The 17,093-nt window shown below is 55.0% G+C and carries 18 protein-coding genes; 15 read left to right on the plus strand and 3 right to left on the minus strand.

The genetic code is table 11. From position 1 onward, the window contains the following. Positions 1-484: 484 nt before the first annotated feature. Complete coding sequence (locus ACPUC8_RS25535) at positions 485-1,798, plus strand: MFS transporter (protein WP_039332565.1); 1,314 nt, start codon at positions 485-487, stop codon at positions 1,796-1,798. Positions 1,799-2,157: 359 nt separating this feature from the next. After that, positions 2,158-2,715 (plus strand): hypothetical protein, encoded by a 558-nt coding sequence (locus tag ACPUC8_RS25540; RefSeq protein ID WP_494927710.1) that lies wholly within the window; start codon positions 2,158-2,160, stop codon positions 2,713-2,715. A gap of 222 nt (positions 2,716-2,937) precedes the next feature. On the opposite strand, the gene ACPUC8_RS25545 is transcribed toward ACPUC8_RS25540, so the two are convergent. Beyond that, positions 2,938-3,612 (minus strand): GntR family transcriptional regulator, encoded by a 675-nt coding sequence (locus tag ACPUC8_RS25545; protein ID WP_494927711.1) that lies wholly within the window; start codon positions 3,610-3,612, stop codon positions 2,938-2,940. Between the two features lie 114 nt (positions 3,613-3,726). On the opposite strand from ACPUC8_RS25545, the gene ACPUC8_RS25550 reads away from it, so the two are divergent. The 5 genes from ACPUC8_RS25550 to ACPUC8_RS25570 all read left to right on the plus strand — a co-directional run bounded on the left by ACPUC8_RS25550 (position 3,727) and on the right by ACPUC8_RS25570 (position 8,050). Then, positions 3,727-4,407, plus strand: a complete 681-nt coding sequence (locus ACPUC8_RS25550) for a DUF2848 domain-containing protein (protein ID WP_494927712.1) — start codon at positions 3,727-3,729, stop codon at positions 4,405-4,407. Between the two features lie 11 nt (positions 4,408-4,418). After that, complete coding sequence (locus ACPUC8_RS25555) at positions 4,419-5,762, plus strand: amidase (RefSeq protein WP_494927713.1); 1,344 nt, start codon at positions 4,419-4,421, stop codon at positions 5,760-5,762. 2 nt (positions 5,763-5,764) lie between these two features. After that, complete coding sequence (locus ACPUC8_RS25560; protein ID WP_494927714.1) at positions 5,765-6,397, plus strand: hypothetical protein; 633 nt, start codon at positions 5,765-5,767, stop codon at positions 6,395-6,397. Then, on the plus strand, positions 6,390-7,703 hold the full coding sequence (locus ACPUC8_RS25565) for an MFS transporter (RefSeq protein ID WP_494927715.1): 1,314 nt from the start codon (positions 6,390-6,392) through the stop codon (positions 7,701-7,703). The genes ACPUC8_RS25560 and ACPUC8_RS25565 overlap by 8 nt, the downstream gene beginning before the upstream one ends. A 179-nt stretch (positions 7,704-7,882) precedes the next feature. Further along, positions 7,883-8,050 carry a hypothetical protein gene (locus ACPUC8_RS25570; RefSeq protein ID WP_494927716.1) on the plus strand — a complete coding sequence of 56 codons (168 nt, stop codon included), beginning with the start codon at positions 7,883-7,885 and terminating at the stop codon, positions 8,048-8,050. Here the strand turns inward: ACPUC8_RS25570 and ACPUC8_RS25575 are convergent. Next, positions 8,047-8,664, minus strand: coding sequence for a Fic/DOC family protein (locus ACPUC8_RS25575; protein WP_494927717.1), 618 nt, complete (start codon positions 8,662-8,664; stop codon positions 8,047-8,049). The genes ACPUC8_RS25570 and ACPUC8_RS25575 overlap by 4 nt on opposite strands. A 289-nt stretch (positions 8,665-8,953) precedes the next feature. Here ACPUC8_RS25575 and mdcA point away from each other — a divergent pair, with 289 nt between their 5' ends. The 8 genes from mdcA to mdcH all read left to right on the plus strand — a co-directional run bounded on the left by mdcA (position 8,954) and on the right by mdcH (position 16,013). After that, positions 8,954-10,609, plus strand: coding sequence for a malonate decarboxylase subunit alpha (mdcA, locus tag ACPUC8_RS25580; RefSeq protein ID WP_494927718.1), 1,656 nt, complete (start codon positions 8,954-8,956; stop codon positions 10,607-10,609). Continuing rightward, entirely contained in the window at positions 10,609-11,466 is an 858-nt protein-coding gene (locus tag ACPUC8_RS25585; protein ID WP_494927719.1) for a triphosphoribosyl-dephospho-CoA synthase, read from the plus strand. The genes mdcA and ACPUC8_RS25585 overlap by 1 nt, the downstream gene beginning before the upstream one ends. A 9-nt stretch (positions 11,467-11,475) precedes the next feature. Then, complete coding sequence (gene mdcC / locus ACPUC8_RS25590) at positions 11,476-11,775, plus strand: malonate decarboxylase acyl carrier protein (RefSeq protein WP_494927720.1); 300 nt, start codon at positions 11,476-11,478, stop codon at positions 11,773-11,775. Further along, a complete protein-coding gene (locus ACPUC8_RS25595) occupies positions 11,768-12,604 on the plus strand; it encodes a biotin-independent malonate decarboxylase subunit beta (protein WP_494927721.1) in 837 nt (278 codons plus the stop codon). Before mdcC ends, ACPUC8_RS25595 begins: the two co-directional genes overlap by 8 nt. After that, positions 12,601-13,401, plus strand: coding sequence for a biotin-independent malonate decarboxylase subunit gamma (gene mdcE / locus ACPUC8_RS25600; RefSeq protein WP_494927722.1), 801 nt, complete (start codon positions 12,601-12,603; stop codon positions 13,399-13,401). The genes ACPUC8_RS25595 and mdcE overlap by 4 nt, the downstream gene beginning before the upstream one ends. Positions 13,402-13,540: 139 nt before the next feature. Then, positions 13,541-14,500 (plus strand): AEC family transporter, encoded by a 960-nt coding sequence (locus ACPUC8_RS25605; protein ID WP_494927723.1) that lies wholly within the window; start codon positions 13,541-13,543, stop codon positions 14,498-14,500. Between the two features lie 2 nt (positions 14,501-14,502). After that, positions 14,503-15,111 (plus strand): malonate decarboxylase holo-ACP synthase, encoded by a 609-nt coding sequence (locus ACPUC8_RS25610; protein WP_494927724.1) that lies wholly within the window; start codon positions 14,503-14,505, stop codon positions 15,109-15,111. Beyond that, entirely contained in the window at positions 15,108-16,013 is a 906-nt protein-coding gene (gene mdcH, locus ACPUC8_RS25615; RefSeq protein ID WP_494927725.1) for a malonate decarboxylase subunit epsilon, read from the plus strand. Before ACPUC8_RS25610 ends, mdcH begins: the two co-directional genes overlap by 4 nt. Here mdcH and ACPUC8_RS25620 read toward each other — a convergent pair. Further along, complete coding sequence (locus tag ACPUC8_RS25620) at positions 15,989-16,942, minus strand: LysR family transcriptional regulator (protein WP_494927726.1); 954 nt, start codon at positions 16,940-16,942, stop codon at positions 15,989-15,991. The genes mdcH and ACPUC8_RS25620 overlap by 25 nt on opposite strands. Positions 16,943-17,093 lie beyond the last annotated feature (151 nt).

Below are 17,093 nucleotides of genomic sequence, written 5' to 3' on the forward strand. Positions count from 1 at the left end.
GTACGACCACACAAATTCAACGGCGGACTGTCGCCGGCTGAAAAAGAGAGGCAAACGCAGAAAAACCTCTGGCGGTGTCCGAAATGATTAGACCACTACAATCGGCACCGGTCCGTAAGGCAGACGAATGAAGCGAAGGCACCGCGTAGCGGCGCGAGGACCGCCAGCCCCGGTGCGGCTCCAGACGGCGTTATCGTCAGAAGCATTACGCGATTAACGGCGACCTCGATGAAAGCGTGTTACGCCTTCAAGTTACAACGGGTCTTTTTTATCACCTTTATTAATGAGTCCAGTTCCCTAAAACGGCCTCGCTGAGCTTAAGTACCATTATCACATTGATTTGTGCACTCTCGATCACGCCATAAGTAACACAGTTTCTTAACATTCATCCGAGTGATTAGGATCGCAATAATAATTCCCAAACTCTCTTTAATAAGAAGCCATTGAGCTTCTTACGTAGTGTTGCTTTAAGAGAGAGGGCGTTATGCACGAGAAAATCCCCGGAACACGTTGGTATCGCGTTATTGCCCCAATTCTGATTACTTGCATTATCTCGTTTATGGATCGCGTGAACATCAGTTTCGCGCTGCCGGGCGGCATGGATCAGGACCTGGCGATCACCAGCCAGATGGCTGGTATGGTCAGCGGCATCTTCTTTATTGGTTATCTGTTTTTACAGGTGCCGGGTGGGCGTATCGCGGTGAATGGCAGCGGTAAACGTTTTATCGCCTGGTCGCTGGTGGCGTGGATGGTGGTATCGATTGCTACTGGCTTTGTCACCAATCACTACCAACTGCTGGCATTGCGCTTTGTGCTCGGCATCTCCGAAGGGGGCATGCTGCCAGTGGTGTTAACCATGGTGAGCAACTGGTTCCCGGAAAAAGAGTTGGGGCGCGCCAATGCCTTCGTCATGATGTTTGCACCGCTTGGCGGCATGTTTACCGCACCGATCTCCGGTTACATCATTAATGCCCTCGACTGGCGCTGGCTGTTTATTATTGAAGGCTTGCTGTCTGCAGTCGTGCTATTGGTGTGGTGGCTGGTGATTGCTGACCGTCCTGAAGAGGCGCGTTGGTTACCTGCCCGTGAAAAGGCCTATTTGCTTGAGCAGTTAACCCGCGAGCGTGCAGCGCATCGCAGCATTGAACCGGTGAGCAAAGCGCCGCTAAGCGCCGTCTTCCGCAATTCAGGTCTGATGAAACTGGTCGCCCTGAACTTCTTCTATCAAACCGGTGATTACGGCTACACATTGTGGCTGCCCAGCATCCTGAAAAACCTGACCGGCAGCAATATGGCTGGCGTGGGCTTGTTAGCCGCGGTGCCCTTTGTGGCGACGATTCTCGGGATCTATGCCATCTCCTGGCTCAGCGATCGTACCGGCAAACGCCGCTTATGGGTGATGGTCTCGCTGTTCTGTTTTGCTGCCGCGCTGCTGGCCTCTGTGGTACTGCACAGCAATGTCGTGGCGTCCTACATCGCGCTGGTGGTATGTGGCTTCTTCCTGAAAGCCGCGACCAGTCCATTCTGGTCCATTCCTGGCCGTCTTGCTGCGCCTGAAGTGGCAGGCAGCGCGCGTGGGGTGATTAACGGGTTGGGTAACCTGGGTGGATTCTGCGGACCCTATTTGGTTGGCATCATGACGATGCTGTATGGGCAGAATGTGGCCGTATGCTGGCTGGCGGGATCGCTGGTGGTTGCGGGCATTATCACCGCATTGCTGCCACGCAACTGCGATATCAATCCTTCTGCGCCGCGTGAGGAGGGTATGGGTAAGCGATTGCTGAGTGTGAAACATTAAGTGATTTTCCCCAGCCGGATGCACGAATAAAGGGCATCCGGCTTTAATATATCAATGTCGCCTCTAAGCTATGACGCCCCCTCATTAATAATTGAAATTTTAGAATTTTAAGTAATGACTGCATTTATTTTAAATGACTGGAAGTGAAAGGTTATATAAACATTAAGACTGATATATGAGCGAATTAATACACTCCTAAACATGCCTGCATTAAAAGTTACGTAAGCTTTTCGCAAAGACAACGAAATTATAATGAAATAACCTTTATCCTGGGTGAGTTGCAGCGTATGTTTTACTGTGCACAGCAGCTAATCATTTAAAATAATTTCTAAGCGAAATAGCTTAGTCTAGGTATAAACGTGCCACTCAAAAACGCCAGGGTTTTCCATATCGGATTAACCTCGCTCATCATCTATTCTGATTGCCGGTTTACGACGCTTGGCTTGTCAGAAACCATGATGGACAGGTTTCCACAACAGCATAAATGCAGCAGCATCATCATCGTTAATGCTTGCTCTACGACGCTGGAAGCAAAAGTATCGGATGTGTTCAGGTTAAGGAAGATCTACGGTAAGAGTGCCTATATTTTTGTGCTAACCAGCGATCCAGACAGCGCCGAGATATATCAAGGTATTCATTTCGTCTCAATGCACGCACCGATTAATGAATTAATGTGCTACATCATGAGCGCAGTGATAATGCATGATAAAGGTTCTGTGAAGCTTTCATTGCAAAGCATGCAGATCATTTATATGAAATCACTAGGCTTAGCGATTGAAGATATTGCGTTGTTGATGCAACGCAGTCGATCGACGATTAAAAATAACTTTTCCTACTGCAAGCGAAGGCTGCACATTAAAAGTACATTCTCTGAACGTGCATTAATCTATATCGCCAAAGGTATTGTGGCGAAATAATAAGGCTGAGTATGTCTGTCGTGAGTTCATTATCCTTAGTATTAATTTTGTGCGTGATTATTATTTATTCTGTCTACGCAATGGTCCACAGCAAAAAGAAAAAGCGCTTTCACAACCGCAGGAAAGTGGGAAGCGCGCGTTAATCTTGACATGAAACGCGCGCCTGAAATTTGGCGATAAGGAGAGCGTTCAGCCAGAGCGCCTCCTTTGATACGCTGCTAATCAGGTCGTCAACAGGGCGCGCTTAAACGAAAAAATATGCGCACGTGCCGCGTCGGCAGCACGTTGCGTATCACCGGATGCCAGCGCATCAATAATCTCGTTATGTTCCGCGATCACCTCATCCATATGCACAACATTCGATAACGTTGTTGCCCAGAATCGCTGTGCCTGCGCATGGATCACACTGAGAATGTCGGCAAGTCGGCTGTTTCCGGCGATATCCGCCAGCACCTGATGAAACTCACGGTCCAGCAACATCATCTTCTCTTTACTACGGGATTCGCTCGCCCGGGCAATTTGCTGATTCAGGTCACGCAACTGATCAATTTGCGACGCCAGCGCCTTTTGGCTGGCGAGTTCAACGCACAGCGTTTCGTTGACCAATCGCACCTCAATCAACTCCAGTGCGTCATCAATCGACAGTGGGGCGACCATTACGCCTTTGCGGGGAATGATCTGCAACAAACCTTCAGTCTCCAGGCGATGAATGGCTTGGTTGATGGGCGTGCGCCCCATATCCAGATCATCCATGACCTGAGCCGTATTTAAATATTCACCGGGTTTGTAGCGTAGCGTGATGAGCTTGTGTCTGAACGCCAGATAGGCCTGTTCATTTAACGAAAGGCTCTTCTCCGGACTGGCTGGGTTCACATTTTCGGTCACTGACTCACTCATCACTACGTTCCTTTTTTTACCTTTGAGACATATTACACAAAAAAGTGGCATGAAAATCGCTAGTTTGAAATCACAGTGAAATTTCACAGTAATTTTTCAAATGGAGATCTTCTCATGCACCTGCAGTTCACATCAGGCGATAACGCCGCTACCACGCTAGATGTTGAGGTCAATCGTTTCATAGTCGCGGGCTGGGCAGGGCGCGACATGGATGCCGTCATGCACCATATCAGGGAGCTTGAGGCGCTTGGCGTGCCCGCTCCTGGTGCAGTGCCGCTGTTCTATCGCGTAGCCACTAACCAACTCAGCCAGCAATCATCGCTGGAAGTGGTAGGCAATGAAACCTCCGGTGAGGCCGAGCCTTTCGTGTTCTTCCATCAGGGCGAATGGTGGGTTTCGTTAACCTCCGATCATACCGACCGCTATCTGGAAACCTTCAGCGTGGCGCTCTCCAAACAGGCGTGTATTAAACCGGTTGCCCGACATGCGTGGCGCATGAGCGAGGTTGCTGAACACTGGGACTCGCTGGAATTGACCTCATGGATTCAGGAACAGGGCGAATGGGTGGTTTATCAGCAAGGTTCGCTGGCTTCACTGCTCACGCCGCAAGATCTGATGACACGATATCTGGAGGGTGAAGAGGCGCAAGAGGGCGTGGCGATGTCTTGTGGCACCCTGGGCGCTATTGGGGGGATTCGCCCAGCCAGTGAATTCCGTATGGCGCTGCACGATCCGGTGCTGAACCGCACGCTGGAACACGCTTACTGCACCGGCGCACTGCCGGTGGTGGCATAAGGAGTTCGCAGATGACCACACTATGGCAGGCCAGCCAGCAACTGCTGGTGGGTGATACGAGCCCAGAAACCTTCACTGCATCGGCGTTACTGGCGGCACAACATCCTGAAAAAGAGGGTGCGCGTGTTTTCACCCGACGCTATGCAGAACAAGCGGCACAGCAAGCTTCAGCAGCAGGCCAACGCTGGCAAGCACAGCAGGCACGCAGCGCCATTGATGGATTGCCCATCAGCATCAAAGATCTGTTCGATGTACAGGGCGAGGCCACCACGGCGGGTTCACGTCTGTTGCAGGACGCCCCCCCAGCGGCAGCGAACGCGAGCGTGGTTGAACGTCTACACAGGGCTGGTGCCGCGATTGTCGGCAAAACCAATATGACCGAATTTGCTTTCTCGGGGCTGGGCATCAACCCGCATTACCACACGCCAGCTAACCCGTGGCAGCGAGCGGAACAGCGTATCCCCGGCGGTTCGTCATCCGGTGCAGCGGTCGCGGTGGTTGATGGTATGTGCCTGGGCGCAATTGGAACGGATACCGGCGGTTCGGTGCGTATCCCTGCCGCGCTTTGTGGTCTTACCGGTTTCAAACCCACGGCAAACCGCATCAATCAGGCGGGCACATTACCGCTTTCTGCCTCTCTCGACAGCATTGGGGTGATCGCGCATGACGTTCGCAGCTGCTGGCTGCTCGACGGTGTGATTGCTGATGAGCCGCTGGCGTTACAGCAGGTGAATCTGCGTAATGCGCGCTTTGCGATACCGCAAACTCGCGTGCTGGATGGGTTGGACAGCGAAGTGGCGCAAGCCTGGGAAAGGGCAATCCATGCTCTCAGGCAAGCCGGTGCCACGCTGGTGGACATCCCGCTGCTTGAACTGAATGAGCTGAACACCATGAACGCCCGTGGCGGTATTACAGCATATGAGGCGTGGCAGTGGCATCAACCAACGGCGCAGGCGCAGACAGACGCTTATGACCCGCAAGTGCTGGTCCGCGTGCAGCGCGGCAGCCACCTGACGGAACAGGATGCCGCAGAACTCTATCAGCAACGTGCAGACTGGCAGCAGCGTATCAACGCCGCATTGGCAGGATTTGATGCCGTACTGATGCCGACCGTACCCTGCATTGCGCCCACCATCGCATCCCTCGATGACGCGCAACAGTACATGGAGGTCAACGCGCTGATGTTACGCAACACCAGCGTGATCAATATGTTGGACGGCTGTGCCGTCTCCCTACCTTGCCATCAAACCGGTCGTGCGCCGGTTGGCCTAAGCCTTGCTTCTGTTCATGGTGATGATGCCCGCTTAATCAGCTGGTCACTTGCTGTGGAAACTGCCCTTAACTGGAGATCCTGATAATGACTCAACCCCACGGCATGCTGTTTGTCGCCACCAACATCGGCGCGGAAGATGAAGCGGACTTTAACCAGTGGTATGACGTTGAACACGTAGAGGAGCGCGTGGCGATCAGCGGCTTCCTGAGCGGCACACGTTACCAGGCGATCAACGCCGAACGTAAGTATTTAGGTTTGTACGAGACCGAATCGCTGGAGGCCTTCACCAGTGCGGATTACCACGCGGCATTCACACGCCAAACCACGTGGTCGGTGAAAAATCTGCAAAAGATGATTAATCCTATGCGCCGGGTCAGTGCCGTCACGCACTGTCACGGCAAAGGCACGGGCAACAACCTGGCAGTTGTGACGCTAAAGGGTTTCGATAGCGCAGCGTTAACGGCATGGCAGCAGCAGATCAACCAAACGCCGGGCTATATCTCCTCCAGTTTGCTCACTCCGGATACTGAACTGAGTTCGCCATTGCCGATGGAGCCGAAAGAAGCACGCTCGATGTTGCCAATGCTGCTGATTCACTGCCGTGATGCACAAAGTTGTGACCAACTGGCGGCAACCGCTGCCGCCGCACTGGCGGGTGATGTTCAACGTTATGCCCTTGGCTGGCAGTTAACCAAACAGGAGTTGGCACATGGCTAATACAGATTCTTCGTTGCAGCAAACGGTGCGCGATAAGCGCAGCACCTCGAAAACCGGTCGCCTTGCCGCAGCCAGTTCTATCGGTACCGCGCTGGAATGGTATGACTTTACCGTTTACAACATCATGGCGGCGCTGGTGTTTAACCATGTGTTCTTCCCGAGCTTCGATCCTTTGGTCGGCACCATTCTGGCCTTCTCAACCTACGCAGTCGGCTATATTTCCCGACCGCTGGGTGGCTTTGTCTTCGGCCACTTAGGGGATGTGGCGGGCCGTAAAGCGGTGTTGATCATCACGCTGGTGATCATGGGCGTGACCACCGCGTTAATGGGCTTACTGCCCGGCTACGCGGTGTGGGGCGTGTGGAGTCCCATCTTGCTGGTGGCACTGCGTTTTGTGCAGGGGATTGCGCTGGGTGGTGAGTGGGCGGGGGCGGTTTTACTCTCGATGGAACACGGTGATGCCGATAAGCGTGGCCGTAACGCCTCTTTTGCCCAGGTTGGGCCTTCCTGCGGAACCCTGATTGGCACCGGCTTTATTACGTTAGTCACGGTGCTGATGAGTGCCGAGCAGTTCCAGGCGTGGGGCTGGCGCATTCCGTTCCTGCTGAGCTTGCTGTTAGTGATGTTTGGTCTGTGGTTACGTCGCGGTGTCGAAGAGACGCCAACCTTTGTCGCGATGCAAGCGGCGGAGAAAACCACGCATACGCCTTTGAAAGAAGTGTTCATGAAGTACCCGAAACAGCTGCTGATTGCGGGTGGTTCGCGCATCGGTTCTGATGTGCTCTACGCGCTGGTGGTGGTGTTTACCCTGACTTATGTCACCACGGTGCTGCAACTGCCGCGTCCGCTGGCGCTGATGGCCACCATGTTAGGCGCGATAGGCAATGCCATCACCGTACCGATGTTTGGTGCGTTGTCGGATAAGTGGGGCCGCCGTCCGGTGTATATCATCGGAGCGCTGCTGGCTATCGTCTGGTCATTTGTGTTCTTCGTATTGCTCGACAGCACACAACCGGTGCTGATTGTGTTGGCAGTGATCGGCGGCTTGTTGATCCACGCCATGATGTATGGCCCACAGGCGGCATTTGTCACCGAGCAGTTCCCGAGCCATGTGCGCTATGCCGGATCGTCACTGGCTTACACGCTGGCTGGTATTGTGGGCGGCGGTTTTGCGCCGCTGATCATCACCTCGCTGTTTAAAGAGATGGGCAGCACCGTGTGGGTATCGCTGTATGTCAGCCTTGCGCTGCTGATTACGCTGTTTGCGTTGTGGAAAGCGAAAGAGACGGCACATAAACCGTTGTAGCATTAATGCACGCGCCGGGGTCTTGGCGCGTGCTCAAAACTGACCTTCGTATGAGTGAGAATCATATAGAGGGGCTTAGCCCCTTTGGTTTAATGGAAATATGTGATGTTGATTGGGAAGCTTGATATACTTAGTTCCGCACGCATTACTCTACCGTAAATACCTGTTGAGAGGACGTAATGAGCAAAAGCACCAAAGAATCGGTCACTTACGCCAAACCTTCCCGCAGCGATATCGCGCGTTCTGTCGCAACCTCAACGGCTGTTGAAACGGGACAGCCCTCTGCCAAGATTGAAGCTTCTTTAGAGGCTGTTCGTAAAAAATTTGCACACCTTCGCCTTGCTTAACCCTTTCTGAGTGCTTCATGCACCCAATATTTCATGGGCTCGTAGTTCATTGATATACCAGCATGAATAGCTGTGATGTATTGAGATTTATTCTGCTCCCAACTCTGATAATCCAGCGGTTTGTATCCACACTGAACCGACATGACGTCGGCCAATAATCTTGATAATCGCCCGTTACCTTCTCTAAAGGGATGGATGAGTATCAGTTCTACATGGGTGATGGCGATGGCTTCGATCAGCTGTTCTTTTTTCATCTTCGAACAGGGTGTGAGAAGAGCGAGGTATTTGGCGTCGAAATCATTCAGCAGTTTAGGAACTTGTGCTGAAGGAGCAAACATAAAGCCGCCTTTACTGATATTGACCGTCCTCTCCTGTCCGGCCCATTCGTATATGTTGCCCAACCAGCGATGATGCCATCTTTTAATCATCTCAACGGATATTGGCCCTAATGGAAATTGTTCTTCAAAAATATTGCGATAGAGTTGCTCAAGCAGCACTAACTCGGCGCCGTCTATTTCTTCCACATCGGTAATGCCTAACCTGTTTGACAAAACCTGCTCGCCAGAACCCTTCTCAAACTTCCCCTCACTACTGGAAACATGGTATCGGCTCATTAGATCGCTCAAGAGTGGTGACAGGGAAGATAAAAGTATAATCCTCAGAAAACCTTGCAACAATACAAAGAAGATCAACTGGTTATGCAAATCTAAGTTGAGTCGTAGATATCAAACACGGCTCACAAACATATGTAAAAATCGTTGATCAACCGCAAACTTCCACACCTCCAATCATTACTCTCAGGCTAACGATCAACCCATCAGGTTGATTGATGCCTGTGCCGTTGAAGACCACACTTTGCTGAGTTGACGTAATCATGAGATTCGCTCATTCAGGAGGTTAGTCATGTCATCAGGACAACAAGGGGCGCGGGTATGGAACACGCGCCGCATGGAAAAACAGCGGCGGCAGGCGTCCTTGCCGGTGCAGGGCAAAGTGTTACCCACCGACCAAATGGTTGAGATGCTGGAAAAGCTGATTTCGCCAGGCGACCGGGTGGTGCTGGAAGGGAACAACCAGAAACAGGCCGATTTCCTCTCCCGCATGCTGGCTGAGGTCAACCCGCAAAAAGTGCATAACCTGCACATGATCATGCCCAGCGTCGGGCGCAGTGAACACCTCGATATCTTCGAGAAGGGCATTGCCCGCAAACTTGATTTCTCTTTCTCCGGCACGCAAAGCCTGCGCATTTCGCAGTTGCTGGAAGATGATCAGCTGGAAATCGGTGCTATTCACACCTACATCGAACTCTACTCCCGTTTATATGTTGATCTCGCACCTAATGTTGCGCTGATTGCCGGGTTTAAAGCCGACCGCAAGGGTAATCTCTACACGGGTGCGAGTACCGAAGACACGCCCGCACTGGTCGAAGCGGCCGCTTTCCACGACGGCATCGTGATTGCCCAAGTGAACGAACTGGTGGATGACGAGTGTGATTTGCCGCGCGTCGATATCCCAGGTTCATGGATTGATTACGTGGTGGTCGCCGACAAACCCTTCTTTATCGAACCGCTGTTTACCCGCGATCCGCGTCTGATTAAGCAAGAACACATCTTGATGGCGATGATGGCGATCAAAGGCATCTACGCCGAGCATCAGGTGCAATCGCTCAATCACGGTATTGGTTTCAATACGGCCGCCATCGAACTGCTGCTGCCGACCTACGGCGAACAGCTCGGTCTCAAAGGCAAAATCTGTAAGCACTGGACGCTGAACCCGCATCCAACGCTGATACCTGCGATTGAGAGCGGCTGGGTGGAGAGCGTGCACTGCTTCGGTGGGGAGTTGGGTATGGAAGAGTATATCCGCGCCCGTCCGGACATTTTCTTTACCGGTGCTGACGGCTCAATGCGCTCTAACCGCGCCATGTGTCAGCTGGCGGGGCAGTACGCCGTGGATATGTTTATCGGCTCGACGCTGCAAATTGATGGCCTGGCTAACTCCTCCACCGTGACCCGTGGACGCCTGTCGGGATTCGGTGGCGCACCGAATATGGGGCACGATCCGCACGGACGCCGCCATGCCACCGCCGCCTGGCTGGCGATGAAAAATGGCGAAGATGCCATGGAGCGTGGCCGCAAGCTGGTGGTACAGATGGTCGAAACCTTCCAGGCGGGGGTAAAACCCACCTTCGTGGAAAAACTCGACGCCATCGAGGTGGCGAAAAATGCCAGTATGCCGTTGGCACCAGTGATGATTTACGGCGATGACGTCACCCATGTGCTAACCGAAGAGGGCATTGCTTATCTCTATCGCGCACAGGATCTCGAAGAGCGCCGCGCGATGGTGGCGGCGGTGGCGGGGATTACCGATATCGGACTGGGCGTTGATGCTAAACGCGTGGCTGAACTGCGCCGTAGCGGCAAGGTGGTGTTCCCGGAAGATCTCGGTATTCGCCGTGCCGATGCCACTCGTTCGTTGCTGGCAGCCGGCAGCGTAGCTGACCTCGTTGAATGGTCTGACGGGCTCTACAACCCACCGGCAAAATTCCGGAGCTGGTAATGAAACGACTCGCGCCGCAATCGGTTGAAAGCCGTCTGCACCAACTGGCGCAGCACGCCACTGATTGCCTGATTGAAGAGGTGAATCTGACGCCGAAACCGGGGCTGGTGGACCGTCGCGGGAGCGGTGCGCATCAGGATCTGACGCTGGCACTGATGGAGCGATCGGCGCACAGCCTGACACCGACGTTTATGGCACTGGCGCAGCAGAGCTGGCTGCGCCCGGCGGATGTGGCGCTGCGTGAAACCATTGGCCGTCTGGGTCGTGAAGGTGAACGCCAGATGATGGTTGCCACCGCCGGGGTGAATACTCATCGCGGTGCGATCTGGGCGTTGGGCCTGCTGGTTAGTGCGGCGGCAATGCAGGGTGGTTATGCCAGCAGCAAAGTGCTGTGCGCGACCGCCGCAGAGCTGGCGCAGTTGCCGGACCGCGCGGCACCCAAAACCTTCAGCAAGGGGCTGCGTGCCGTACATCGTTTTCAGGTTCCGGGCGCACGTGAAGAGGCACAGCAGGGCTTTCCCCACATCAGGCAATTGGCGTTGCCGCAGCTGTGGCGCAGCCGCCGTGCAGGTGCAGCGGAAAATGCCGCCCGCCTGGATGCGCTGATGGCCATCATGACGTCGCTCAGCGACACCTGCGTCCTCAACCGCGCCGGTCTGGAAGGAATGCAAACCATGCAGCGTGGTGCCCATGCGGTGCTGCAAGCCGGTGGGTATGCCACCTCAGCAGGCCGCGCAGCATTAGAACAACTGGATAGCGCGATGCTGGCGCTGAATGCGTCGCCAGGCGGCGCGGCTGATTTACTCGCCGCCACGCTGTTTATCGACCGTTTGTCTGCATCGCCACTCAATGATTAAGAGGTTGCTATGGAAAAGATAACGTTAGCTTACCCGGCACGTCGCATGCTCAGCGGACAAGCGCTGGCGGGCGTGGTGGGCTCGGGAGATATGGAAGTGCTGTATCGCGCAGACAGCAGTGCATCACTCAATATCACCATCACCACTTCAGTGGACAACAGCAAGGCGCGCTGGGATGCGCTGTTTAGCCGCCTGGCGGAGTTAACCGAGCTGCCTGCAGGGCAATTGGTGATCCATGACTTTGGTGCCACGCCGGGCGTTGCCCGTATTCGCATCGAGCAGGTCTTTGAGGAGGTGAATCATGCGTGATGACAGCAGCTTTATCGAACTGCGTGCCCGTCAGCGTGCGTTGGCATTGCTGGACAGCGGCAGCGCACGCGAACTGCTCGATCCCTTTGAAGGCGTGATGTCGCCGTGGCTGGAGAAACAGGGCATTGTGCCGCAGGCCGATGACGGCATGGTAGTGATGAAAGGCACGTTGAACGGCCAGTCCACCGTGGTGATTGCCATTGAAGGCACTTTCCAGGGCGGCAGCATGGGCGAAGTCTCCGGTGCGAAAATGGCCGGTGCGTTGGAGCTGGCGGCGGAAGACAACCGTAACGGGGTGCCAACACAAGCCATCCTCTGCCTGGAAACCGGTGGCGTGCGTTTGCAGGAAGCCAATCTCGGTCTGGCCGCTATTGCGGATATCCACGCCGCGATCGTCGATCTGCGTCAATACACGCCGGTGATCGGCATTATCGCCGGTACCGTGGGCTGCTTTGGTGGCATGTCGATTGCCGCCGCGCTGTGCAGCCATTTGATTGTGACGCGAGAGGCACGTCTGGGGCTGAACGGCCCGCAGGTGATCGAACAGGAGGCGGGAATTGATGAATATGACTCGCGTAACCGTCCATTTATCTGGAGCATGACCGGCGGCGAGATTCGCTATCAAAGTGGTCTGGTGGACGCACTGGTCAACGATGGCGTGCAGGCGGTTAAACATGCGGTTGACGAGGCACTAGCACAAGGCGTGCCCGCTCAGCATCGCAGCGAAAATTATGCCTTTTATCTCGACCGTCTCAGCCGTTTCGATACCGCACAGCAGGCCAGTACGGCCACCATTCATCAGGTCTTTGCACCGGAGGTGAAATCATGAGTGCACACAACAGTCGTGGTGAGCTGTGGCTCAGCCAACTCACCGACAATGCCGCACGCCGCAACGGACTCTGCCCGTCAGTACAGGTGGCAGACGCCGAACTCAACGGTGAAAGCGCGCGTTTTATTGCCGTCGTGCCGGATGCCAACAACCGCTATCCGCGTGCCGCCCAGGGTGAAGTGGGCCTGCTGGAGGGCTGGACGCTGGCAAAAGTGGTTCAGGATACGATCGCTGAAGACGCCAACAATGCGGTGAAGCGGCCGATTATTGCGGTTATTGATGTCCCAAGTCAGGCATATGGTCGTCGTGAAGAGGGCTTTGGTATTCACCAGGCACTGGCGGGGGCTGCGGGTGCCTATGCGCAAGCGCGGCTCGCCGGGCATCCGGTGATTGGGCTGATCGTGGGTAAAGCGATGTCCGGTGCGTTTTTGGCGCATGGCTATCAGGCCAACCGGTTGATTGCCTTTAACGATCCGGCGGTGCAGGTGCATGCGATGGGCAAAGCCTCGGCGGCGCGTATCACGTTACGCACCGTGGAAGCGCTTGAAAAACTGGCCGCCAGCGTGCCGCCAATGGCCTATGACATCGGTAATTACGCGACCCTGGGCTTGCTGTCGTCGCTGTTGGACATCGCGAATCCTGATGCGCCAGCTGCAGATGATGTGGCGCGTGTCAAAACCACCCTGGCACAAGCGATTGACGATACGCGCCGCATGCCGGGCAGAGGATCACGCCTTGCTGCACCCAATCGCCAAAGTTCGGCACGGGTCCGCGAACGTCTGCGTGCCAGTTGGTAGTACCCAATAATAAAAATCTTTAAATCAACCTGCCGGCTGTCAGTATGCCGGACGCACGCGGCGTCCGGCCTCTGCGGCAACTGATAAATTCAACACCATCGCGTCAGTACTCACTCTTTTAATAACAAACAGGTGATTTATGACTTACGTGATTCTGCATGCGCTCGCCCCGATCTTCATCATCATGCTGTTGGGGTTTTGGGCCGGCAAAGCCAAAATGGTTGATAACAAAAACGTCTCATTACTCAATATCTTTGTGATGGATTTTGCCTTACCGGCAGCACTGTTTAGTGCCACGGTGCAGACGCCGTGGAGTGGTATTGTGGCGCAGACGCCATTGATTGTGGTGCTGACATTAGCGATGTGGATCGCCTATGCGGTGCTCTATTTTGTCGCCACCAAAATCTTCAGAAAATCGCCTCAGGACGCCGCGGTGCTGACGTTAACCGTGGCGTTGCCAAACTATGCCGCACTCGGCTTACCCATTCTTGGCAGCGTGGTGGGAGAAGGTTCAGCGACATCGCTCTCTGTGGCGGTCTCGATTGCCTGCGGTTCAGTGTTAATGACGCCGTTCTGCCTGCTGATTCTGGAGCGTGAAAAAGCGCGTCTTGCCGGGGAAACACAGCGCTCGACGCTGGCGATGTTACCCGTGTTGATGTGGCGTTCGGTGAAAAAACCGATTGTCTGGGGATCGCTGCTCGGCGTGGTGTTGTCAGCTATCGGCATTAAGATGCCTGACCTGGTGCTGACGGCGATTAAACCTTTGGGTCTGGCGGCAACTGCTGCGGCCCTGTTCCTCACTGGGGTGATCCTCTCGGCGCGACAGTTGAAAATCAACAGTATGGTGATCAGCTCGACTGTAACCAAACTGCTGATTCAACCAGCGATAGCGTGGGGGATTGTGCTGCTGTTTGGTCTGCACGGTACCGTAGCCATCACTGCGATTCTGATGATTGCGCTGTCGGCTGGCTTCTTTGGTGTGGTGTTTGGCAATCGCTTTGGTGTGCAGTCACCTGATGCAGAAGCGGTACTGCTGCTCAGTTCGCTGCTGTCGATTTTGTCACTGCCGCTGTTTATTAGTTTAACTGCAGGAATTTAATCATGAACGTCCGCCCACACGATCTGCTCTGGCTACAGGCTGATGCCAACTTGCTCGATATTCAAGAGCCGTGGGTGGCGCAGCAGTGGAGCGAACAGCAGCCGGTGGTGGTGCGGCGTGATCGGATGCAGCAGGGCAATATCCCGATTGGCGTGCGTGGCGCAGCACGCCATCAGCGCGCGGCAGGATGGGTGCAGGCGCGAGATGTGGTGCGTGTTGACGCGCCTGAAACGCTGGTCGATCGCGCTGCATCGCATGTGTTTCGTGCCTTACCCACGGTGCAGGCACTGATACAACTGCAACAGCAACGTTGGACCTGGTGTTGGGGCGTGACCGGCAGCACCGGTTTTGCCCTGGCAACGTCACTGCCCGTTCTGCACGCGGACAGTGACCTTGATCTGCTGATCCGCGCGCCGCAGCCGCTTGACCCAGACGAACTGGCGGAGTGGCAGCGGCAACTTGCGCGTTTGCCCTGTCGCGTGGACACCCAGGTTGAGACGCCGGTCGGGGCTTTTGCCCTTAACGAATGGCTGCGCACCGGGCGCGTGTTATTGAAAACCGCGCAAGGCCCGCGTCTGACCGATCTTCCCTGGACGGAGGAAAACCCATGAAAACGCTCTTCACCTTTCCCGGGCAAGGTACCCAGCGTGCTGGCATGTTGCATGCCTTGCCAAGGGATGAAACCTGGCACACCGCTCATGCGGTGCTGGGTGATGAACTCCGGCAACTGGATTCCGCCGACGCGTTACGCCATACACGTGCGGTGCAATTGGCGCTGTTGATCAAGGCGGTGTCAGCCGCGAGACAGCTGATCGCCAGAGGCGTAAAGCCGGACATGGTGTGCGGCTTGTCTATCGGCGCTTATCCTGCGGCCGTCATCGCCGGGGCGTTGCAGTTTGCTGATGCCCTGAAGCTGGTGGCGCTGCGTGGTGAACTGATGGAGCAAGCCTATCCGCAAGGCTATGGTTTAACCGCCATCAGCGGTATGACTCTGGGGCAGGTTGAAGCGCTGGTGGATAACCGCCAGAGCTTTATTGCCAACATCAATGCGGAAACTCAGATTGTGATTGCCGGCAGCGATGCCGCAATGGCCGCCGTGGCACAGCAGGCTCTGGCGCAGGGCGCACAGCGCGCGCACCGACTGGCGATCAGCGTGCCATCGCATTGCGCTTTGCTTACGCAACCGGCACAGCAATTGAAAGCGGCAATGGACAGCATCAACGTGCAACGTCCACATCTGGCGTATTTAAGCGGCAGCAGTGCGCGCGTGTTGTGGCAGCCAGAGCGGATCGCTGAGGATCTGGCGATGAACATGGCGCACAGCGTTCGCTGGCATGAAGCGATGGTGGCAGCCAGAGAACGGGACGTCAGATTGGTGATTGAGATGCCACCCGGCGAAGTGCTGACGGGTTTAACCCGAAGTGTGCAGTGTCAGGGCGAGTGTCTCGCCCTGGAGCGCAGCGGTGAGGAGTTGGCGCTGCGCTTGTTTCAGCGGCTGGCCGGGACGCGCTGAGTTTTTTCCTGCAAGCTCAACGCGAACATGCGTCCCTCAGCAACTAACGCCAGCAGGTTAGGATCGTGTTCGCGGTTGCGGGGAAACACAATGGCGATGTGTTGGCGCATCTGATACGGCTCTGCCAGGCGCAAAAAGCGCAGATCGTTCTCATACTGTTTGCGCATTCTGCCCGGTACCAATGAGTAACCCATGCCGGCCTGCACCAGACTCAGCATCGAGAAAATATCGTTAACGCGCGTGATGATGTTGGGTTCAAAACCGGCGACATGACAGGCTTCCTGAAAACCGGTAAAGGTGGCGAATCCTTCGGCCAGAGAGACAAATGGCTTGTCGCTGTAGACTCGCAGATCAATGTCATCGCTGTTTTCGCTGTCATCGTTCGGCGGGACGGCGAGAAAAATATCATCCTGAAACAGCGCGACCTGTTCAAAGACCTTGTCATCAATCTCCGCTTCACTGACTGAAATGATGATGGCATCCAGTTGATTGGCCTTCAGTGCGCGCAGCAGCAACTCGTTGGAACCCATGGTGAGATTAAGCTCAAGTTCCGGGCGGCGCAGTTTCATTTTCATGATCAGGCGCGGCACGGTTTCCAGCGACAGCGAGTAAAGCGTTCCCACGCGTAGATTACCCAGCCCCATTCCCGCGGTACGTTGCGTCTCATCAATGCCCTGGCTAAGTGTCGCCAGCGCCTCACGGCTGTATTCAAGCAGCGTCCACGCGGCGGGCAGTGCCACTAAGTGACGGCCTTTGTGTTCAAACAGCGGGCAACGCAGACTCTCTTCCAGCGTATGCAACGCGCGGTGCACGCTGACCGTGCTCAGCCCAAGGGTTTCTGCGGCTCTGGCGAGGTTTTCACTTTCCATGTAGCAGCTAAAAATCAGCAGCTTGCGCACGGTGAGATCGTTATCGAGGGTCAGTTTCATGCCGGTTTCACGTCGTGAATCAGGGGGCTATTATAACGCCCTATGTGATGCGGTCGCCATAAATGGCGACCCTTATATCTCGATCATTCTCCTCCGGGTGCTATGATCCCCGACTGATCATCGGGAAGTTGCTGGTGAGATGGGGGCGACC

The sequence above is a fragment of the Pantoea sp. CFCC18177 genome, assembly GCF_059412425.1.